The organism is Nocardia sp. NPDC005746 (genome assembly GCF_040630785.1).
GTDB lineage: Bacteria > Actinomycetota > Actinomycetes > Mycobacteriales > Mycobacteriaceae > Nocardia.
Genome location: NZ_JBEXYE010000029.1, coordinates 44163 through 62916 on the forward strand (window position 1 = coordinate 44163; position 18754 = coordinate 62916).

General features: G+C 70.3%; 19 protein-coding genes and 1 rRNA gene. 15 read left to right on the top strand and 5 right to left on the bottom strand.

Translation table 11 applies throughout. The features are described 5' to 3' along the window. Positions 1–47: 47 nt before the first annotated feature. On the top strand, positions 48–1106 hold the full coding sequence (locus ABZ412_RS33495) for an NAD-dependent epimerase/dehydratase family protein (protein ID WP_357288542.1): 1059 nt from the start codon (positions 48–50) through the stop codon (positions 1104–1106). A gap of 15 nt (positions 1107–1121) precedes the next feature. Here ABZ412_RS33495 and ABZ412_RS33500 read toward each other — a convergent pair whose 3' ends face one another. Further along, positions 1122–2507 carry a hypothetical protein gene (locus ABZ412_RS33500; RefSeq protein WP_357288545.1) on the bottom strand — a complete coding sequence of 462 codons (1386 nt, stop codon included), beginning with the start codon at positions 2505–2507 and terminating at the stop codon, positions 1122–1124. 125 nt (positions 2508–2632) lie between these two features. Between ABZ412_RS33500 and ABZ412_RS33505 the strand changes: the two genes are divergently transcribed. Genes ABZ412_RS33505 through ABZ412_RS33520 form a run of 4 tightly spaced genes read left to right on the top strand, consistent with a single transcriptional unit; the run spans position 2633 to position 5683 of the window. Next, on the top strand, positions 2633–3295 hold the full coding sequence (locus tag ABZ412_RS33505; RefSeq protein ID WP_357288548.1) for a glycosyltransferase family 2 protein: 663 nt from the start codon (positions 2633–2635) through the stop codon (positions 3293–3295). Further along, positions 3292–4005: a DUF2064 domain-containing protein gene (locus tag ABZ412_RS33510; protein WP_357288551.1), complete on the top strand. Its 714-nt coding sequence runs from the start codon at positions 3292–3294 to the stop codon at positions 4003–4005. The genes ABZ412_RS33505 and ABZ412_RS33510 overlap by 4 nt, the downstream gene beginning before the upstream one ends. Before the next feature lie 26 nt (positions 4006–4031). Then, positions 4032–5231: a molybdopterin-dependent oxidoreductase gene (locus ABZ412_RS33515; RefSeq protein WP_357288554.1), complete on the top strand. Its 1200-nt coding sequence runs from the start codon at positions 4032–4034 to the stop codon at positions 5229–5231. Continuing rightward, the gene (locus ABZ412_RS33520; RefSeq protein ID WP_357288557.1) at positions 5228–5683 is read left to right on the top strand and encodes a hypothetical protein; all 456 of its coding nucleotides are present in this window, start codon (positions 5228–5230) and stop codon (positions 5681–5683) included. The genes ABZ412_RS33515 and ABZ412_RS33520 overlap by 4 nt, the downstream gene beginning before the upstream one ends. Here the strand turns inward: ABZ412_RS33520 and ABZ412_RS33525 are convergent. Both ABZ412_RS33525 and ABZ412_RS33530 read right to left on the bottom strand, forming a co-directional pair. Next, the gene (locus tag ABZ412_RS33525; protein ID WP_357288559.1) at positions 5607–6641 is read right to left on the bottom strand and encodes a HAMP domain-containing sensor histidine kinase; all 1035 of its coding nucleotides are present in this window, start codon (positions 6639–6641) and stop codon (positions 5607–5609) included. The genes ABZ412_RS33520 and ABZ412_RS33525 overlap by 77 nt on opposite strands. Then, positions 6631–7329 carry a response regulator transcription factor gene (locus ABZ412_RS33530; RefSeq protein WP_357288561.1) on the bottom strand — a complete coding sequence of 233 codons (699 nt, stop codon included), beginning with the start codon at positions 7327–7329 and terminating at the stop codon, positions 6631–6633. The genes ABZ412_RS33525 and ABZ412_RS33530 overlap by 11 nt, the downstream gene beginning before the upstream one ends. Before the next feature lie 295 nt (positions 7330–7624). On the opposite strand from ABZ412_RS33530, the gene ABZ412_RS33535 reads away from it, so the two are divergent. Next, positions 7625–8833 carry a low temperature requirement protein A gene (locus ABZ412_RS33535; protein WP_357288564.1) on the top strand — a complete coding sequence of 403 codons (1209 nt, stop codon included), beginning with the start codon at positions 7625–7627 and terminating at the stop codon, positions 8831–8833. Positions 8834–8856: 23 nt separating this feature from the next. Here ABZ412_RS33535 and ABZ412_RS33540 read toward each other — a convergent pair whose 3' ends face one another. Beyond that, positions 8857–9576, bottom strand: a complete 720-nt coding sequence (locus tag ABZ412_RS33540; protein ID WP_357288567.1) for a DsbA family oxidoreductase — start codon at positions 9574–9576, stop codon at positions 8857–8859. A gap of 174 nt (positions 9577–9750) precedes the next feature. On the opposite strand from ABZ412_RS33540, the gene ABZ412_RS33545 reads away from it, so the two are divergent. The 5 genes from ABZ412_RS33545 (at position 9751) to ABZ412_RS33565 (ending at position 13607) form a co-directional block, all read left to right on the top strand. After that, the gene (locus ABZ412_RS33545; RefSeq protein WP_357288570.1) at positions 9751–10935 is read left to right on the top strand and encodes an FAD-dependent oxidoreductase; all 1185 of its coding nucleotides are present in this window, start codon (positions 9751–9753) and stop codon (positions 10933–10935) included. Positions 10936–10950: 15 nt separating this feature from the next. Next, on the top strand, positions 10951–11838 hold the full coding sequence (locus ABZ412_RS33550) for an RNA polymerase sigma-70 factor (protein ID WP_357288573.1): 888 nt from the start codon (positions 10951–10953) through the stop codon (positions 11836–11838). Between the two features lie 125 nt (positions 11839–11963). Next, positions 11964–12257 (top strand): DUF3761 domain-containing protein, encoded by a 294-nt coding sequence (locus tag ABZ412_RS33555; protein WP_357288576.1) that lies wholly within the window; start codon positions 11964–11966, stop codon positions 12255–12257. A gap of 91 nt (positions 12258–12348) precedes the next feature. After that, entirely contained in the window at positions 12349–13032 is a 684-nt protein-coding gene (locus tag ABZ412_RS33560; RefSeq protein ID WP_357288579.1) for a DNA-3-methyladenine glycosylase, read from the top strand. 29 nt (positions 13033–13061) lie between these two features. Further along, positions 13062–13607: a Clp protease N-terminal domain-containing protein gene (locus ABZ412_RS33565; protein WP_357288582.1), complete on the top strand. Its 546-nt coding sequence runs from the start codon at positions 13062–13064 to the stop codon at positions 13605–13607. Positions 13608–13619: 12 nt separating this feature from the next. Here the strand turns inward: ABZ412_RS33565 and ABZ412_RS33570 are convergent, their stop codons facing one another. Next, on the bottom strand, positions 13620–15224 hold the full coding sequence (locus tag ABZ412_RS33570) for a 2-isopropylmalate synthase (RefSeq protein WP_357288601.1): 1605 nt from the start codon (positions 15222–15224) through the stop codon (positions 13620–13622). Positions 15225–15441: 217 nt separating this feature from the next. Here ABZ412_RS33570 and ABZ412_RS33575 point away from each other — a divergent pair, with 217 nt between their 5' ends. The 4 genes from ABZ412_RS33575 to ABZ412_RS33590 form a co-directional block, all read left to right on the top strand. Then, positions 15442–16113, top strand: coding sequence for a FadR/GntR family transcriptional regulator (locus ABZ412_RS33575; RefSeq protein ID WP_357288585.1), 672 nt, complete (start codon positions 15442–15444; stop codon positions 16111–16113). Positions 16114–16228: 115 nt separating this feature from the next. Then, the gene (locus ABZ412_RS33580; RefSeq protein WP_357288587.1) at positions 16229–16651 is read left to right on the top strand and encodes a DoxX family protein; all 423 of its coding nucleotides are present in this window, start codon (positions 16229–16231) and stop codon (positions 16649–16651) included. Between the two features lie 164 nt (positions 16652–16815). Then, positions 16816–18099, top strand: coding sequence for a tyrosine--tRNA ligase (tyrS, locus tag ABZ412_RS33585; protein WP_357288589.1), 1284 nt, complete (start codon positions 16816–16818; stop codon positions 18097–18099). A gap of 572 nt (positions 18100–18671) precedes the next feature. Next, positions 18672–18754: ribosomal RNA gene (locus ABZ412_RS33590) — 16S ribosomal RNA — on the top strand; the annotation flags it as partial.

Consider the following 18754-nt stretch of genomic DNA (forward strand, 5'->3'; position numbering starts at 1 on the left):
CGGCCGGTCCGGGCGCATTCCGGCGGCACTGCGGCCAGAATCGCCGCATGCGTGTACTCCTGACCGGCGCAGCCGGGTTCATCGGCTCGCACATCCACCGCGCGGCGCTCGCCGCCGGACATGAGGTCGTCGCGGTCGACCTCATGCTCGCCGCCGCCCACGGCCGCGACGCCGTCCCGCCGCCCGGCATCGTCCCGGCCGACGTCCGTGACCCCGATGCCCTGGCCGAGCTGCTGACCGGCGTCGACGCGGTCTGCCACCAGGCGGCCGTGGTCGGCGCGGGGGTGAGCGCGCAGGACGCGCCCGCCTTCGCCAGCCACAACGACCTCGGCACCGCGGTCCTGCTCGCCGCCATGGACCGGGCCCGCTGCCGCCATCTGGTGCTGGCCTCGTCCATGGTGGTCTACGGCGAGGGTCGCTACGTCGACTCCGCGGGCGACCCGGTCGACCCGGCCCCGCGCACCCGCGCCGACCTCGACGCCGGGCGCTTCGACCACCGCGGCCCCGACGGCCGCCCACTGTCCTGGGCGCCGATCGACGAGGACGCCCCGCTGCGGCCGCGCAGCCTCTACGCGGCCTCCAAGGTCGCGCAGGAGCATTACGCGACCGCCTGGGCCGCGGCCACCGGCGGCACCGTCACCGCGCTGCGCTACCACAATGTCTACGGCCCCGACATGCCCAGGGACACGCCGTATTCCGGTGTCGCCGCCATCTTCCGGTCGGCGCTCGAGGCGGGCGAGGCCCCGCGCGTCTTCGAGGACGGCACCCAGGCCCGCGATTTCGTGCACGTCCGCGATATCGCCGCCGCCAATGTGGCCGCCCTCGAACAGCCGCTGGCGGCGTTCGCCCCGCTCAATATCGCCTCGGGCATTCCCATCACGATCGGCGACGTGGCGGCCACCCTGGCCGCCGCGTGCGGGGGCAAACAGCCGGTGGTGACCGGCGAATACCGCTCCGGCGACGTCCGCCACATCGTGGCCGGACCCGGACGGGCCCGGCGCGCACTGGGTTTCACCGCCGCCGTCACCCCGACCGCGGGCCTGGCCGAATTCTCGTCCGCGCCGTTGCGCGCCGCCTGCGGGGAGGGAGCGCCCACCTGGCGGTGAATCCGCGTGTTGCGGTCACCAGTTCGTCAGGATCAGATGATTGACGATCAGCGCCCCCGCCGCCTGCACCACGAGCCAGAACCGGGCACTGTGGCGGGGGAGCAGTGCGGTCGCCGCCAGCGCCCACACGTCGAACGGCAGCCAGATCCGTTCGGTCTCGGCCTTGCTCAACCCGCTGATGTCGGCGATCAGGATCGCGGTGAGCCCGGCTCCCGCCATCAGCGCGGCGGGATCGACCTGAGTACGCCAGCGCGACAACCATTCCCGTAGCGGGCGTACCGGCTGGATCTCCAGCTCGACCAGGACCCGGGAGCCGGCCGCGGCGGTGGCCAGACCCACCGCGCACACCGTCGCGGCCAGATTGCCCCACACCCAGTACCCGTACGGCCGCTCGTGCGCGATGCCCTGGTAGTACCGCTGCACCACCAGGTGATAGCCGGTGAACCACCAGAACCCGGCGGCCGCGAAGGCCGCCACCACAGCCAGCGCTCCCGCGAGCGCCGGCAGCGTGGGCCGCGGCGACCGCGCCAGCAGTACCGCCGCGGCCGGAATCGCCATCAGCACAAGGCCGTAACTCAGGAAGACGGTGAACCCGAACAGCGCGCCCGACCCCAGCGCGGCCGCGATCCAGCCCCGCTCGAGCCGGGTGGCGAGCGCCAGCAGCGCCACCGCCCATGCCGCCACGCCCGCGAACAAGCCGTCGGCGGAGACCGCGATCCAGATCGCCGCGGGCATCAGGGCCAGAAACGGCGTCGCCGCGCGCGCCCGATACTCGGCGCCCAAGGCCCGCAAGGTGAACGGCACCGCGGCCGCCGCGCTCGTCCCCACCACCAGGCACACCAGGCCCGCCCACGCCCCGCCGCCCAGCCCGATCCGGTCCAGCAGCACGAACACCAGCAGCGCCCCCGGCGGATGCCCGGACACGTGCGTGGTCCACGAGTCGGGCTGGAAATCCAGGATGCGGCCGGAGAATCCGCGCACCATGGCCCCGATGTCGCGCACCCCGCCGACCTCGTGCAGGTATTCGTCGCGGGTGGTGAGCCGCCCCGCGAAGCCCCGCTGCCAGCCGTCGACCATGGCCAGCGCGAACGCCCACGCCGCCGCCGTCGCCCAGGTGACCAGCAGCAGCCGCCCGAACGACAGCCGCCGCGCCAGGTCCGGGCCGAACCGCACCACCGCCGCCGCGATGGCTACCGCCGGGACAGTGCCCCAGCCCAGATGCGGGAGCCAGCCGCCGAAGAGCGGTGCGGCCCCGGCGTACAACGTGTCCCGCCAGGGTTTGCCCTCGATTCGCGGAATCAGGAAGGCGGCCAGGACGAGAACGAAGGCCGCGAGTGCGCCGTAGCCGTCGACGCGAGTGGAGACGTAGCGCGCGACCCTCGTCGCGGAAGCGTTCGCCATGCCGGAAACCATAGGCCCCGAAACCCGCCGGAACTGTCCGGATCGCCATTCTTGCTGCTCCCGTCATACTTTCGTCATGCGTGTCCCGTGGGTCGAACGCCCCGATTGGGCTTACCGTCGAGGCCATGACCGAGTTGGACTCCGAGCCCGGGGTCACGGTGGTGATCCCCTGCCGGGACGAGGCGGAAGCCCTGCCCGGCGTACTGTCGGCAATTCCCATCGGGTACCGGGTGATCGTGGTGGACAACGGCTCCACCGATGACACCGCGGCGGTGGCCCGCGCGGCGGGCGCGACCGTGGTGACCGAATCGATGCCCGGATACGGCAGCGCCGTCCACGCCGGCGTCGATGCCGCCCGCACCGAACTGGTTGCCGTCCTCGACGGCGACGGCTCCCTCGACCCCGGCGAACTACCCCGGCTGGTGGCCGAATTCGGCCCCGACGTCGACATGGTGGTGGGCCGCCGCCGCGCCGTGCCCGGCGCGCTGCCGGTGCACGCGCGAATCGGCAACTGGGCCTTCGCTTTCCGGCTGCGCCGCCGGTACGGCCTACCGGTGCACGACATCGCCGCCATGCGCGTCACCCGCCGCGACCGATTGCAGGCGCTCGGCCACCTGCACGCCCGGTCCGGATATCCGCTGGCGTTGCTCACCGGCGCGGCCCGTGCGGGCTGGCTGGTGCTGGAGCGCGACATCACCTATCGGCCGCGGACTCACGGCGAGTCCAAGGTCTCCGGTTCCTGGCGCGGCACCCTGCGGGCCGCCCGTGACTTCTGGAGTGTGCGATGACCACCGAGATAGACCACGCCCCGCTCGACGACACCGTTCCCGCCGCCCTGCTCGTCATGGCCAAATCACCCATCCCGGGCTTCGCCAAAACCCGCCTCACCCCGCAGTTCTCGCCGGTCGACGCCGCCTACCTGGCGGCCTGCGCCCTGCTCGACACCCTGGACGCGGTGCGCGAGAGCGGCATCCGCCACCCCGTCGTCGCCTGGACCGGTGACCTGGACCGGGCCGAGCGCTCGGTCGAACTGAACGCCGCCCTGCGCGAGGTGACGGTGATCCCGCAGCGCGGCGACAGCTTCGCCGAGCGCCTCGCCCACGCCCACGTCGATGCCGCCGAGTTCGGCGTCCCGGTGCTGCAGATCGGCATGGACACCCCGCAGGCCGACCCGGTCCTGCTCGCCCGCTCGGCCGCCCGCCTGGTCGCCACCGGCGACACCGTCCTCGGACCGGCCACCGACGGCGGCTGGTGGGCGCTGGGCCTGTCCGGGCCGCGCGCCGCGCACCTGCTCGCCGACATCCCCATGTCGACCGACCGGACCGGCGAACTCACCGCGACGGCCCTGCGGCACAGCGGATTACGGGTGCACGCGCTGCCCACGCTCACCGACGTCGACACCTATGCCGACGCCGTCTCGGTGGCGGCGGTGTCCCGGGGCCGCTTCGCTCGCGCCGTCACCGAGCTGGTGACCACGAAAATGCCTGTCCCACTCTGATATTCAGTTCTCGAAAGGAGCCCGCGGTGTCGCCGAGCCAGCCCACCGAAACCGCGGACGCCGGTCCCGACCCGATCGAGCGGCCCGAACTACTACTGCCGGAAAGGCTCTCCCGCCGGTGGAGTCCGGGCCGCTCGACGGCCGTGGCCGCGCGAACCGGCCTGGCACTCGGAGCCGGAATCACCATCCTGTTCGGGACGGGGCTGATCAGCCACCTGATCCAGCATCCGCCCGACTGGTTCTGGTGGTCCGCCCACCCGGTGTGGCTGTATCGGCTCACCCAGGGCGCCCACGTCACGGTCGGGGTCATGATGATCCCGCTGCTGCTGGTGAAGCTGTGGTCGGTGTATCCGCGCTTCTTCATCAAACCGTCGCTGCGGCGCGGACTGCCGGAGGCGCTCGAGCGGTTGTCGGTGGCGGTGCTGATCGGCGCGGTGCTGTTCCAGATCGTGACGGGCCTGTTCAATACCGCGCAGTACTACCCGTGGAAGTTCTTCTTCACCACCACGCATCACGCCATGGCCTACGTCGCCTTCGGGGCCGTCGCCGTACATCTGGCGGTCAAGCTTCCTGTCGTGCGCCAGGCGCTGTCGAAACCTGTCGACGAGACCCTCGATGAGGAAGTGCGCCAAGGTATTTCGCGCCGGACAGTGTTGGCGGCGGCCGGGCTGGGCGCGGTGGCGGCGGGCATGGCGGTGGTCGGTCAGTCGATTCCGTTCCTGCGCTGGGCGTCGCTGCTGGCTCCGCGCAGCGGCGAAGGACCGCAGGGAATTCCGATCAACAGAACGGCAGCGGCGGCGGCTGTCACCGAGACGGCCCGCTCGCCGCGGTATGTCCTGACCGTCACGGTCGGTGGCCGGGAACGCGTCTTCTCCCGCGCCGAGCTCGAAGCCCTGCCGCAATACGGCAGCGCGCTACCCATCGCCTGCGTCGAGGGCTGGAGCGCCCAGGGTCGCTGGTCCGGCGTACGCCTGCGTGACCTGCTGGCCCGGGCCGGTGAATACGGCGGCGGCGATGTGCGTTTCGTGTCGCTGGAGACCACCGGCATCTACGGCTCCTCCGTGCTGCCGCACACCCACGTCGTGGATGCCGCCACCCTGATCGCGCTGCGTCTCAACGGCGAGGATCTGGCCCTGGACCACGGCTACCCCTGCCGTCTCATCGCCCCGAACCGGCCGGGCGTACTGCAGACCAAATGGCTGAAGACCATCGAGGAAATCGCATGACGGCCATTCGAATCCTGCTGGGCGCGTTCGGAGTCGGCTGTGCCGCCCACGGGGTGGACCTGCTGCTGACGATGAGCGCCACCGACCTGCGATCGATCGCGCTGTGGTTCGTCGGCGCGATCCTGGCCGAGAACCTGATCTTCGGCCCGGTCGCCGCTCTCGCGGGCACCCTCGGCCACTGCGTGCTCCCCGCCCGCTGGTGGCCCGTCTTCACCGTCGGCGCGTTCGTCAGCCTCGCCCTGATCCTGCTCGCCATCCCGGTCCTCGGCCGCGAGGGCGCGGTCCCCGGCAACGACACCGTGCTGGACCGGAATTACACCGTCGGCCTGCTGATCTCGCTGACCGTGGTCTGGGCGGTGGCCGCCGCCTGCCTGCTCACCGCCGCCCGGCGGACTCCAGCAGCGGCAGCCGGATCTCGAATCGCGCCCCCTCCGGACGGTTCCGCGCCGTGATGTCCCCGTGGTGCGCGGCTACCAGCCCGGCCGCGATGGCCAGCCCCATCCCGCTGCTGCTGCCCAACTCGGCCGCGCCGGGGGAGCGGGCGGAACTGCCGCGATAGGCGACCTCGAAGATGCGCGGCAGATCGGTCTCGGAAATGCCCGGCCCGGTGTCGTCGACCCGCGCCCACGCCTGCCCGTCGGCCGCGCCCGCCGACATGTCGATGCGCCCGCCCGGCGGAGTGTGCGCGATGGCATTGGCCACCAGATTGGTCAGCACCCGGCCCAGCGCCCGCTCACTGCCCGCCACCAGTACCTTGTCAGCAGGCTGGGTGGCGGACAACGTGATTCCGGCACGGGCTGCGGTCGGCCGATTGGTCGCCAGCACCTCGTCGATCACCTCGCGCAGATCCACGGGTTCCAGGTGCAGTTGCAGCGCCCCGGCGTTGATCTTCGACATCTCGAACAGGTCGTCCACCATGGCCGAGAGCCGATTCGTCTCGCGCACGATCTGATCCGCGTACCGGCGCACCTCCTCCGGCCGCGTCACCACCCCGTCCTCGAGCGCCTCACCCATGGCGCGGATCCCCGCCAGCGGCGTCCGCAGATCGTGGCTGACCCAGGCCACCAGCTCGCGCCGCGACCGTTCGGCGGCGCGCTCCTGCTCCAGCATCTCGCGCTCCCACACCGTGGCGCGGGCCTGCGCGCGGCCCAGCAGGATCGCCGCGGGCACCGTCACCGCGGTGACCACCGCCAGCACCACGGCCGTGCGCTCGAATTCGGCGCCGAACATCAGACCGCTCACCGCGACGATGCCGCACAGGGTGGCCAGCGTCGGAATCAGCACCAGCACGGCCATACTCGTGGTCATGGCGCGACCGCGGGTGTAGCGCAGCAGCAGCGCGCCGATCACCACCACCGGCAGCGTGCCCGCCAGCGCGTACCCGATCAGGCCGGGCGTGTCAGTCGGCATCGCTGGCCTCCGCGCCGAGATCGGCTCGGCCCCAAGCGTATCCGCGGCCCCACACCGTCTCGATGCGATGCGCGGAACCCAGCTTGGCCCGCAACCGCTTGACGTGCACGGTGACCGTCGACAGATCCCCGAAATTCCAGCCCCACACCTCGGCCAGCAGCTCCTGACGGCTGAACACCCGCCGCTGATGCGCGAGCAGGAAAGCCAGCAGATCGAATTCGCGTGCGGTCAGCTCGACCGGCGAACCGCCCGCCGTCACCGTCCGCGCCGCCCGGTCCAGCTCCACCGCGTCGCCGCGCAACACCTCCTCGGCCACCGGCTGCGGACGCGTCCGGCGCAGCACCGACGCCACCCGCAATGCCAGCTCCCGGGGACTGAACGGCTTGGTCACGTAATCATCGGCCCCCGCCTGCAATCCGATCACCCGGTCGTCCTCCTCTCCGAGCGCCGTCAACAGAATGATCGGCAGCTCCGGACGTGCCCCCGCCCGCACCGCCCGCGTCAACTCGATCCCGTCCGGCCCCGGCATCATCACATCCAGCACCGCCAGATCGACGTCGCCGCGTGCCAACGCCGCCGCGGTCGCCGTCCCGTCCGCGGTCTCCACCACCTCGAGCCCATCCCGCTCCAGATACCGCCGCACCACCTCGCGCACCACGGGATCGTCGTCCGCCACCAGAATCCGCATCGCCTCACAACTCCCGATCGACCTGCCACCCCGGCTCCACCCTAGGTGGCCGCCCCGGCAAAACCACCTGGTCGCGACCATGTCACCGCGCACGTCATGGATTCGTCACCCGTGTAGCCACGGTGCCGGACCCGCCGACCACGTCGGCCCCCGAGTCCGAAGCCGCGCCGCTCGATGAGCAGGGACTGGGCCGGCGCCACCGCGACGAGGGCGGTCTGTCGCAATCGGGCTCGCGGCGGTCGGGTGTGGCGCGGCAAAAGCGGCGGGGGAGGCGGGGCGGCTCTACGATCTGCACGTGACCAGCGAAATGTCCGGTTCGGCGCGCGAGCTCGAGGCCGAAGGGGGACAGGTCCGGGCCTCGACCCTGGAACTGTTCTTCGACCTCGTGTTCGTCTTCACCATCACCCAGCTCACGCACGCCTTCACCCATCACCCGGGCTGGGCCGAACTCGGGCACGTGGCACTGATGTTCGCCCTGATCTGGTGGATGTACAGCGGGTACGTGTTCCTCACCAACGAGGTCGCGCCGAACAGCTCCTCCCGGCGCACCTTCCTGCTGCTGGGCATGTTCGGATTCTTCGTCATCGCCATCGCCGTCCCGAGCGCGTTCGGCGGCTCCGGCCTGGCGTTCGGACTCGGATACCTGCTGGTGAACACCGTGCACAGCTTCATGTTCGCGACCTCGGGCGGTGCGGGAGCCAGCTCGGCGATGTGGCGGCTGGCGCCGCTGAACGGCCTGTCCGCGCTGCTGGTGCTGGCGGGTGGCATCACCCACGGCGGCCTGCGGACCGTGCTCTGGTCGGCCGCCGTCGTGATCCAGGTGGTGTCGCCGTATCTGATCCGCGCCGAGGGATTCGCGGTGCGCCCCAGCCACTTCTGCGAACGCCACGGCCTGGTCGTGATCATCGCGCTCGGCGAATCCGTCATCGCCATCGGCGCGAACCTGACCGGCATGGACCTCACCGTCGGCCTCGTCGCGACCGCCGGCCTCGGCCTCACCCTCGGCTATGTGCTGTGGTGGGCCTACTTCGGCTTCGACGACGAACGCGGCGAACACGCCCTGCGCGCGCTGCCCGGCCCCGCTCGCATCCGCCCGGCCGTCTACGCCTACGGCTATTCGCTGTTCGTGCTGATCCTCGGCATCATCCTGACCGCGGCGGGCATCTCGATGACCATCGCGCACGGCAACGAGCCCGCGAGTACCGCGGCGGCCCTGGCCCTTTCGGGTGGCGTCGCGGTCTTCTTCGTCGGCCAGGCCCTGTTCCGGCTGGCGCTGCGCATTCCGCGGGCCTGGCTGCGGCTGGTCGGGGCGGTCGCGGTGCTGGCCACCACGCCGCTGGGCATCGTCTGGGTGGCGTGGGGCCAGCTGGTGCTGCTGATGGTCGTCGCCTACGGCTTCGTCATCGCCGACGACGTGCTGCGCCTCCGCTCCGGCGAGCGCAGCGCCTACATTCCGACCGTGGACGCGGTCGGCTTCCGGATGCACCGCGGCAGCGGGCGCTGACGCTCACCGCCGCGGCGACCGGCTCAATCCCGCTGCGGCACAGCGCAACCGTCGGGCCCGCAGGCGTCGCCGTCCGCGACCATGGCCAGCTCGGGCGCGTGATCGCTCCAGGCCTGGTCCAGCGCCTGCGCGAACACCTCCGGCGGCTGCGCGCCCGACACCCCGTACTTGCGATCCAGCACGAAGAACGGCACCCCGCGGGCCCCGAGCCGTGCCGCCTCGGCCTCGTCGGCGCGCACCGCGTCCGCGTAGGCCCCGGGATCGGCGAGCACCGCCCGCACCGCCGACTCGTCGAATCCGGCCGAGGCCGCCACCTCGACCAGCCGCTCGGTGTCACCGAACAGCGCCCGCTCCTCGGCGAAGTTGGCCGCGTACAAGGCGTCCAGCATCTGCTCCTGGCGGCCCTGCTCCAGCGCGAAATGCAGCAGCCGGTGCATGTCGAAGCTGTTGCCGAAATCGCGGCCCGAGGTGACATAGGTCAGCCCGGCCGCCTCGGCCTGCGCCCCGAGACCGCGCTCGTTGGCGGCGGCCTGCGCCTCGCTGATGCCGTACTTCTCGGCGATGTGCGGGACGACCGCGTCGCTGTGATCCTTGGGCAGCGTCGGGTCCAGCTCGAAGGACCGGTGCACCACGGTCACGGCGTCCTTGTGCGGAAAGGCGTCGAGCGCCTCCTCGAATCGCCGCTTGCCCAAGTAGCAGAACGGGCAGTTGATATCGGTCCAGATCTCGACCTGTACGGCCATCACACCTCACTCCGACGCTGTTGTCGCAGGCCGGGGCCCGGCCATCCCCTGTCCCAACCGGTCATCCGACCCGAATGTTCCGTGGTGACCCACATCACATCGCCTGATTGTCACGTTCCCGAGGGCTGTCCTGTCCCATAGCCGACCCAGCAGGAACGACCCCCGGAGCCGATCATGAACGCCACCACCACAACCCACGAGATCGTCATCCTCGGCGCGGGCTACACCGGCATGATGGCCGCCGCCCGCCTCGCCCGCCGCACCCGCAAGCTCGAGGTCCGCATCACCCTGGTGAACCCCTCGGACCGCTTCACCGAGCGCCTGCGCATGCACCAGATCGCCGCCGGGCAGGAACTGGCCGACCACCGCATCCCCGACGTGCTGGCCGGATCGGGCGTGGCCTTCCGCCGCGCCACCGCCGTCGCCCTCGATCCCGCCGCCCGCGTCGTCACCCTCGACGACGGCGCGGAACTGCGCTACGACACCCTGATCTACGCGCTGGGCAGCCGCACCGACACCTCGACCGTCCCCGGCGCCGACCACCACGCCTGGACCCTCGACGACCCGCGCCGCGCCCGCCGTTTCTCGCGGCGCCTCACCGAGATCGCCGCGACCGCCGGCACCGTCACCGTGGTCGGCGGCGGCCTGACCGGCATCGAGGCCGCCACCGAGATCGCCGAGGCCCACCCCGGCCTGACCGTCACCCTGATCAGCGCCGCCGAACCCGGGAACATGATGGGCGACAAGGCCCGCACCCACCTGAACCGCGCCCTCGACCGTCTCGGCATCGTCCGCCACACCGGCGTCCAGGTCGCCAAGGTGCTGCCCGACGCCGTCCGCCTGACCACCGGTGAACTCCTCGCCTCGGACCTGACGCTGTGGACCGCGGGTGTGCGCGTGTCGCCGCTGGCCGAGCAGGCCGGAATCGCCGTCGACGACCGCGGCCTGATCCTGACCGACACCACCCTGCGCTCGGTCTCGCACCCCGACATCGCGCCCATCGGCGACGCCGCCGCGATCCGCATGCCCTTCGGTGTCCTGCACGGCACCTGCCAGAGCGGCATCCCCACCGGCGCGTACACCGCCGACGCCGTCGCCCGCCGCCTGCGCGGAAAGACCGTGAAGCCCTTCCGTTTCGGCTACCTGCACCAGCCGGTCAGCCTGGGCCGCCGCGACGCCGTCATCCAGTTCACCAACGCCGATGACACCCCGCGCCGCTGGTACCTGAAGGGCCGCGCCGCCGTCGCGTACAAGGAGATGGTCAGCGCCAGCCCGGTGCCCAGCTACAAGCTGAGCAAGCACATGACTGTCAGCGCGCAACTCAGCAATGGCGGCAGTGCGACCCGCGGCCTGGCATGAGGTAGGCATGTGCCCATGCAGGACGATCCGATCGACCCCTTCGTCGCCCACCGACGGCTGCTGTTCGGCACCGCGTATCAGATGCTCGGCACCGTGACCGACGCCGAGGACGTCCTGCAGGACGCGTGGATCAAATGGCATGAGGTGGACCGGGATTCGGTCACCCACCCCAAGGCCTACCTGGTCCGTACCGTCACCAACCTGGCCCTCAACCGCCTCACCTCCGCCCGGGCCACCCGTGAGACCTACGTCGGCCCGTGGCTGCCCGAACCCCTGCTCACGAACACCGCCGACGCCGCCGAGGAGACCGAGATGGCCGACACGGTCTCCACCGCCATGCTCGTCGTCCTCGAAACCCTCGGTCCCGTCGAACGCGCGGTCTTCGTGCTGCGCGAGGTGTTCGGCTACTCGCACGCCGAGATCGCGGGCTTCCTGGACCGCCCCGAGGCCACCGTCCGGCAGATCTCCCACCGCGCCCGCTCCCACGTCCATGCGCGCCGGCCGCGGTTCGACACCGATCCCGCCACCCGCACCGACATCACCGACAGGTTCCTCGCCGCCGCCCACGGCGGCGATGTCAATGCCCTCATGGAACTACTCGCCCCCGACGTCACCCTCTGGAACGACGGCGGCGGCAAGGTCACCGCCGCCCGCCGTCCGATGTACGGCCCCGACCACGTGGCCCGCTGGATCCTGGGAGTGCTGGCCAAACCGGTCCTCACCGGCGTGCGCCTCGAATCCGCCCAGCTCAATGGCGAACTCGGCGTCCTGGTCCTGCTCGGCGATTTCCGCGTCGGCGCCCTCACCTACGACATCCGCGACGGTCACATCGAAAACCTCCGATTCCAGGTCAATCCCGACAAACTCGCCGGCATCCAGCCGCCGCCGAGCGCCACCGAATAGGCCGTCCAATCGGTCGGCGACTCGAGAACCCGGCCTCGGGGCGGCGGCGGACCCGTACTATTCGGCGCTCGTCGGGGGGAATCCGCCTCCCGTGTCGAAACTGCTCTTCTGTAAGGGATTCCGTAGTGAACGGCTGGACAACGCGCCGCGCGGCGCGCCATCTTCTGCCCTGGGCCGCCGCGGCCTTCATCGGTGCGAGCACCGCGCTCGCCGGACCGGCGGTCGCCGCGCCGGTACTCCACACCGCCTGCACCGCAAGCGAATACGAGAACTCAGACGGCGCCTGCGTGCACCGCCCGGAACAGTCGGCCACCGTCCCCGACGGGGCCACCGCCCGCTGTAAGGACGGCACCTACAGCTTCAGCCAGCACCGCCGCGGCACCTGCTCGGGTCACCGCGGCGTCGCCGAATGGCTGTAGCCACGCGGCACTGACCCGGGCAACTCGCTCGACGCTCGCTCGGTCGTCCCGGCACCGCGCCCGGGACGACCGTGCGGAAGAATGATCCGCCGTGAGTCCCGAAGAGCTTGCCGTCGAACCGCTGCGTGCGGCGCGGCGACTGCTCGGCGGGGTCCTGCGATCCGGTCCGGTGGCCCTGCGCATCGTGGAGGTCGAGGCCTACGGCGGGGATCCCGCCGGGCCCTGGCACGATCCGGCGGCGCACTCGGGGCGGGGCCGGACTCCGCGCAACGCGGTCATGTTCGGGCCGCCCGGGGTGCTGTACGTCTACTTCAGTTACGGCATGCACACCTGCGTCAATGTGGTCAGCGGGCCCGACGGCACCGCCAGCGCGGTGCTCATCCGGGCGGGCGAGATCATCGAAGGGCACGACGTCGCACGCGGTCGCCGCCCCGCCGCCAAGACCGACGCCGATCTGGCCCGCGGGCCCGGCAATGTCGGCAGCGCCCTGGGAATCGGGCTGGACGACTACGGAACTCACCTGTTCGATCCGGACGCGCCGATCCGGCTGGAACTCGGACCCGAAATCACCGATTCCGCCGCCGTTTCGGTGGGACCCCGGGTCGGTGTCAGCCTGGCCGCCGACCGCCCGTGGCGACTGTGGCTGCCGGACTCCCCGGCGGTGTCGGCCTACCGGCGCAGTCCGCGCGCCCCCAAACTGGACCGATCCGACTGGACCGCGCTCTCGGGCCGAGCCCGTATCGGTGGGACGGCCCGGAGGACTACGGTGGATTGATCGACAGCTCACCCCTAGGTGGAAGCCCCATGTTCGAACGGTTCACCGATGCGTCCCGACGCGCCATCGTGCTCGCCCAGGAAGAAGCCCAGGTACTCGGGCACGACTGGATCGGCACCGAGCACCTGCTGCTCGGCGTCATCGCCGGCGACGACCCGATCGCCGCCCGCGTACTCGGCGACCTCGGCCTCGACGTCTCCAGCGTGCGCGAACGCATCCGGCAGGCGGTCGGCGAACACGAGCAGAAACCGCCCAGCGGGCACGTGCCCTTCACCCCGCGCTCCAAGAAGGTCCTCGAAGGATCACTGCGCGAGGCGATGCGGCTGCGGCACAACTACATCGGGCCCGAGCACATCCTGCTCGCCCTGATCGAGGAGGGCGACGGCATCGCCCCGCAGATCCTGATCAGCCTCGGCGCCGAACCCGCCGACATCCGTACCCGCGTCTCCCGCGTCGCCGACGGGCCCCTCGCCGGTCCCGCCCAGGCCCCCGAATCCGATCTGCGCCGGCGCATCGCGGATCTGGAGGCCCGGGTCACCGAACTGGAGCGCTTACTGGGCGCCCAGGCCAGATGAGGACCGTGCCGCCTAGATGAGCACCGCGCTGCGCGACCCGGCCGCGGCCACCAAGGCCGCGATCGTCGCGCGCGCCGCCGTCTCACCGGAACCGAACGCCCAGGCCGGGCCGTTGGAGGTCCGGTACTCCAGGTAGGTGACGGCCGGAGCCGACCCCGCCCGGTCCACGGTCTGGTGGGTCATGGACAACACTTCGACCGAATAGCCGTGGCGGCCCAGCAGTTCCACCGCCTCCTCGACCGTCGCGTCGGCGGGCATGCCGGGCGTCGTCGCCACGATCGCGCCCGTGTAGGCGGTCTCGAACAGCTCCCACAGCGTCCGCGCCGACACCTCCGTCCCGGTCCGATCGGTGTGGCGCTGGACGTGGCGGGCGAAATCGATCTGCAGGCGGCGCGGCAACTCCAGCCCGTACTCCGACTCCAGCAGATACGCGATCCCGCCCTTGCCGGACTGCGAATTCACCCGGATCACCGCATCGTAGGAACGGCCCACATCCGCCGGATCGATCGGCAGATACGGTACCTCCCAAGCGATTTCACGCTCCGGGGCGCCCAGTCGCGCCGCCCGCTCCCGGTGTTCGGCGAAGCCCTTCCGGATCGCGTCCTGATGGGTGCCCGAATACGCGGTGTACACCAGATCCCCGGCGTAGGGATGCCGATCGTGGACCGGCAGCCCGGTGCAGTACTCGACGGTCCGGCGCACCTCGTCGATATCGGAGAAGTCGATCATCGGATTCACGCCCTGCGCGTGCAGATTCAACGCCAGCGTCGCCAGATCCACATTGCCGGTGCGCTCGCCATTACCGAACACGCACCCCTCCACCCGCTGCGCCCCGGCCAGCACCGCCAACTCCGCGCACGCGATGCCGGTGCCGCGATCGTTGTGCGGATGCACCGACAGGATCACCGCCTCGCGCCGCGCCAGATTCCGGTGCATGTACTCAATCTGGTCGGCGTACACGTTCGGCGTCGCCACCTCGACGGTCGCGGGCAGGTTCAACGTCACCGGCCGCTCGGGCGTGGCGTCCCACAGCGTGGTCATGCGGTCGCAGACGTCGAGCACGAAGTCCGGCTCGGTCAGCATGAATACCTCGGGGGAGAACTGGAACCGGACATTCGGCATTTCCCCGGCCAGTTCCAGGACGTCGCGCCCACCGGTGGTGATCAGCTCGGCCAGTTCGTCACGGGTCTTGCCCAGCACCACGTTCCGCCAGGTCGGCGCGGTGGCGGTGTACAGGTGGATCACCACGTCATTGGGGATGCCGCGCACCGATTCGACGGTCCGCTCGATCAGATCGCGGCGCGCGGGGGTGAAGACGACGATGGTGACGTCGCCGGGAGCCAGTCGCTCGCTGCCGATCAGCCGCACGAAGTCGAAGTCGGTCTGCGAGGCGCTGGGATACCCGACCTCGATCTCCTTGTAGCCCATGGCCACCAGCAGTTCGAAGAACCGGCGCTTGCGGACGGGATCCATCGGCTCGGCCAGGGCCTGATTGCCGTCACGCAGATCCACCGGCACCCACAGCGGGGCTTCGGTGATCCGGTTGGACGGCCAGTCGCGTTCGATCAGTGGTACCGAAACACGCTGGTACACATCGCGATACCGATGCGACGGCATGGCGGAGGGCTGCTGACGATTCCAGATCGGGGGAGTGCGCACGGGGCAATCGCTTTCGCGTCGGAGGAGGTGACCGGCGCAGCACAGCGAGCCCGCTGACGGGGTGCCGGTCGATCAGACCCCGTCGCGGCAGCGAAGGAGAAGCAGGGCACCGGTCAGCATGTGGACTAGACTAGAGGGAAACAACTCCTCAGACAAGTAGAGAGGACGGCGACACGTGGCGCAGGTCCAGAGGCATCCACTCGCCGCACAAGCCGCCGAGGTGCTGCTCACCCGGATCCGTGCGGGGGAGTGGCAGCTGGGCCACAAACTGCCCGGCGAGACCACCCTCGCCGCCCAGCTCGGCGTCGGCCGCTCCACCCTGCGCGAGGCCATCCGCGAACTCGCCGGGCGCGGCGTACTCGAAAGCCGCCAGGGGGCGGGCGTTTTCGTCACCGCCCTGGACACCGCCGAGGACTGGGACACCGTGCTGCGCCGCAGCGACATCGTCACCGTCATCGAGGCCCGCATCGCCATCGAGGCCGAGGGTGCCGCCCTGGCCGCTCGCCGCCGGACCCCCGCCGACCTGCGCGCCATGCTGCGCGCCCTGGCCGCCCGTGCCGAAAGCGGCGACACCGTCGAGGGATTGGTCGACGCCGACACCGCCTTTCACCGCACCGTGGTGGCCGCCGCCCACAACGACATCCTGCTCGAGCTGTTCAACGCCTTCGTCCCGCGCTCACGCCACGCCATGATCGACATGCTGCGTATCCGCCCCATGCGCACACCCGAGCGCGATCAGGACGCGCACGAACACCTCTACGACGCGATCCGCGCCCGCGACCCCGAGGCGGCCGCCACCGCCAGCCGAGTGCACCTCAGCGCCCTCGAGGCAGCCTTCGACACCTAGCCCGACCTGCGCGGAAAAGAAATTTTCGGGACCGCGATGAGTTTTCGCGACGGCCCCCGTCCTATCCAGCAAGCGGTTCGAAACCGAACCGACAAGCCCCGGAAGGACATTCGACATGACCACCATCGCCGCCACTCCGACCATCACCGTCGCCGCCCCGACCAAGCTCCGCAACCGCGTGCTGTGGACCCTGCAGATCGTCCTCGGCCTGTTCTTCATCATCGCCTCCGGCCTGCCGAAGTTCGTGGGCCAGGCCGACGCCGTGCGCATCTACAACGAGATCGGCTGGGGCGACTGGTTCCGCTACCTCACCGGCCTGGTCGAGGTCTCCGGCGGCCTGGGCCTGATGATCCCCCGCCTGTCCGGCCCGGCCGCCGCGGGCCTGTCCATCACCATGGTGTGCGCCGCCGCCACCCAGGCCTTCCTGCTCGGCGCGCCGGGCCTGGCTATCTTCCCGCTGGTCCTGGTCGCCGTCTTCGCCTGGATCGCCTACGAGCGCCGCGCCTCCTTCGCCACCTTCACCGACCTGGTGAAGTGACCGGACTACCGCAGGCCCCCGGCCCGTCGCCTCGGCGACGGGCCTGTGGGCGTCTCCGGTAGTTCCACCCGCCGACGCGGCGGATCGGTCCGGGCTTGTACCGATCCGCCGCGACGGCTCAACCCTGTGCAACCGCCATATTCACGTGCGGAAAGATAGAGGTCGTGAGCGGCGACATCATTGATGAACTGACCTGGCGCGGACTGATCGCGCAGTCCACCGATCTGGACGCCCTGCGCGCGGCCACGGCCAAGGGCCCGATCACCCTCTACGCCGGGTTCGACCCGACCGCGGCCAGCCTGCACGCCGGCCACCTGGTCCCGCTGCTGGCGCTCAAGCGCTTCCAGCGCGCGGGCCACCGCCCGGTGGTGCTGGCCGGCGGCGCGACCGGTCTGATCGGCGATCCCCGCGACGTCGGCGAGCGCACCATGAACTCCACCGACACCGTGGCCGAGTGGGCGGGCCGCATCCGCGCCCAGCTGGAACGCTTCGTCGATCTGGACGGCGGCGACAACGCGGCGATCATCGCCAACAACATGGACTGGACCGGACCGCTCAGCACGGTCTCGTTCCTGCGCGACATCGGCAAGCACTTCTCGGTGAACGTCATGCTGGCCCGTGACACGGTCAAGCGCCGCCTGGAGTCGGACGGCATGTCCTACACCGAGTTCAGCTACATGCTGTTGCAGGCCAACGACTTCCTGCAGCTGCGCCGCGAGTACGGCTGCACGCTGCAGGTCGGCGGCTCCGATCAGTGGGGCAACATCATCGCGGGCGTCGAGCTCAACCGCCGCGTCGACGGCGAGCACGTGCACGCGCTCACCGTCCCGCTGGTCACCTCGGCCGACGGCAAGAAGTTCGGCAAGTCCACCGGTGGCGGCAGCCTGTGGCTGGACCCGGAGATGACCAGCCCGTACGCCTGGTACCAGTACTTCGTGAACACCGCCGACGCCGACGTGGTCCGCTACCTGCGCTGGTTCACCTTCCTGTCCCGCGAGGAGCTCGACGAACTGGAGAAGGCCACCGCCGAGCGGCCCTTCGCCCGGGAAGCACAGAAGCGCCTGGCCGCGGAGATGACCACCCTGGTGCACGGTGAGGAGAACACCCGCGCGGTGCAGCTCGCCAGCCAGGCCCTGTTCGGCCGCGGCGACCTGCGCGAACTCGACGAGTCCACACTGTCGGCGGCGCTCGCCGAATCTGCGGTGGACGGCAAGCTCGCCGAGTCCACCCCCACCTCGACCATCGTCGATCTGCTGGTCGACTCCGGTCTGTGCGAGGGCCGCGGCGCGGCCCGGCGCGCGGTCAACGAGGGTGGCGCGTCGGTCAACAACGAGAAGATCGCCGACCCCGAGTGGATCCCCGCCGAGGCCGACTACCTGCACGAACGCTGGCTGGTGCTGCGTCGAGGCAAGAAGAACTTCGCCGGCGTGCGCCGCGCGGGTCACTGAGGCGTGAGCCGTGCGGGCCACTGATAGGGCAACAAGATCGAAATGACCTGAGTCACAAGCCGGTGGCTCGGGCCCCCGATCCGCCCGGTCCGCAGCCGTTTCACCTGCGCAAACGCCTCGGTGACCAGCGGATTTGACCTTGTGTTATCCGCCGCGTAACTTAATCCAGGTCAGAGCGACACGGACACCGACCGGGACCGAAACGCCCAGCTCAGAGGCTGGAAATCGGGAACGGAAACGAGGTTGGACGAGGAGCGCCGGACATGAACACCTTCCAGTCGGAAAACTAGTTCTTGACATCTGTCGGGTTCTGCGACTAGGCTGGAAAAGTTGCCTCGATAGGGAATCTGATCAACTTTGGATTCACCGTCGTGTGCGTGTGTTCTTTGAGAACTCAATAGTGTGTCGATGAATGTCAGTGCCAAATTTTGAAATTTGGTTCCGGCCTCACACCCCCCGTGTGTTGGGGTCGGACATTTAAGTCGGTCAATTTTCCGGCCGACTGTTTTGCTAGGTTTTCGGACTCTGGTTCGAGATACTTCTGATTCGCCTTCGGGCGCAATCTAGAGTCTTCAACGGAGAGTTTGATCCTGGCTCAGGACGAACGCTAGCGGCGTGCTTAACACATGCAAGTCGAGCGGTAAGGCCCTTCGGG

Bases quoted from the DNA above. Each gene is read 5' to 3' on its own strand.
- ABZ412_RS33495 (WP_357288542.1), top strand. From the start codon at position 48: ATGCGTGTACTCCTGACCGGCGCAGCCGGGTTCATCGGCTCGCACATC.
- ABZ412_RS33500 (WP_357288545.1), bottom strand. From the start codon at position 2,507: ATGGCGAACGCTTCCGCGACGAGGGTCGCGCGCTACGTCTCCACTCGC.
- ABZ412_RS33505 (WP_357288548.1), top strand. From the start codon at position 2,633: ATGACCGAGTTGGACTCCGAGCCCGGGGTCACGGTGGTGATCCCCTGC.
- ABZ412_RS33510 (WP_357288551.1), top strand. From the start codon at position 3,292: ATGACCACCGAGATAGACCACGCCCCGCTCGACGACACCGTTCCCGCC.
- ABZ412_RS33520 (WP_357288557.1), top strand. From the start codon at position 5,228: ATGACGGCCATTCGAATCCTGCTGGGCGCGTTCGGAGTCGGCTGTGCC.
- ABZ412_RS33525 (WP_357288559.1), bottom strand. From the start codon at position 6,641: ATGCCGACTGACACGCCCGGCCTGATCGGGTACGCGCTGGCGGGCACG.
- ABZ412_RS33530 (WP_357288561.1), bottom strand. From the start codon at position 7,329: ATGCGGATTCTGGTGGCGGACGACGATCCCGTGGTGCGCGAGGTGGTG.
- ABZ412_RS33540 (WP_357288567.1), bottom strand. From the start codon at position 9,576: ATGGCCGTACAGGTCGAGATCTGGACCGATATCAACTGCCCGTTCTGC.
- ABZ412_RS33545 (WP_357288570.1), top strand. From the start codon at position 9,751: ATGAACGCCACCACCACAACCCACGAGATCGTCATCCTCGGCGCGGGC.
- ABZ412_RS33550 (WP_357288573.1), top strand. From the start codon at position 10,951: ATGCAGGACGATCCGATCGACCCCTTCGTCGCCCACCGACGGCTGCTG.
- ABZ412_RS33565 (WP_357288582.1), top strand. From the start codon at position 13,062: ATGTTCGAACGGTTCACCGATGCGTCCCGACGCGCCATCGTGCTCGCC.
- ABZ412_RS33570 (WP_357288601.1), bottom strand. From the start codon at position 15,224: ATGCCGTCGCATCGGTATCGCGATGTGTACCAGCGTGTTTCGGTACCA.
- ABZ412_RS33580 (WP_357288587.1), top strand. From the start codon at position 16,229: ATGACCACCATCGCCGCCACTCCGACCATCACCGTCGCCGCCCCGACC.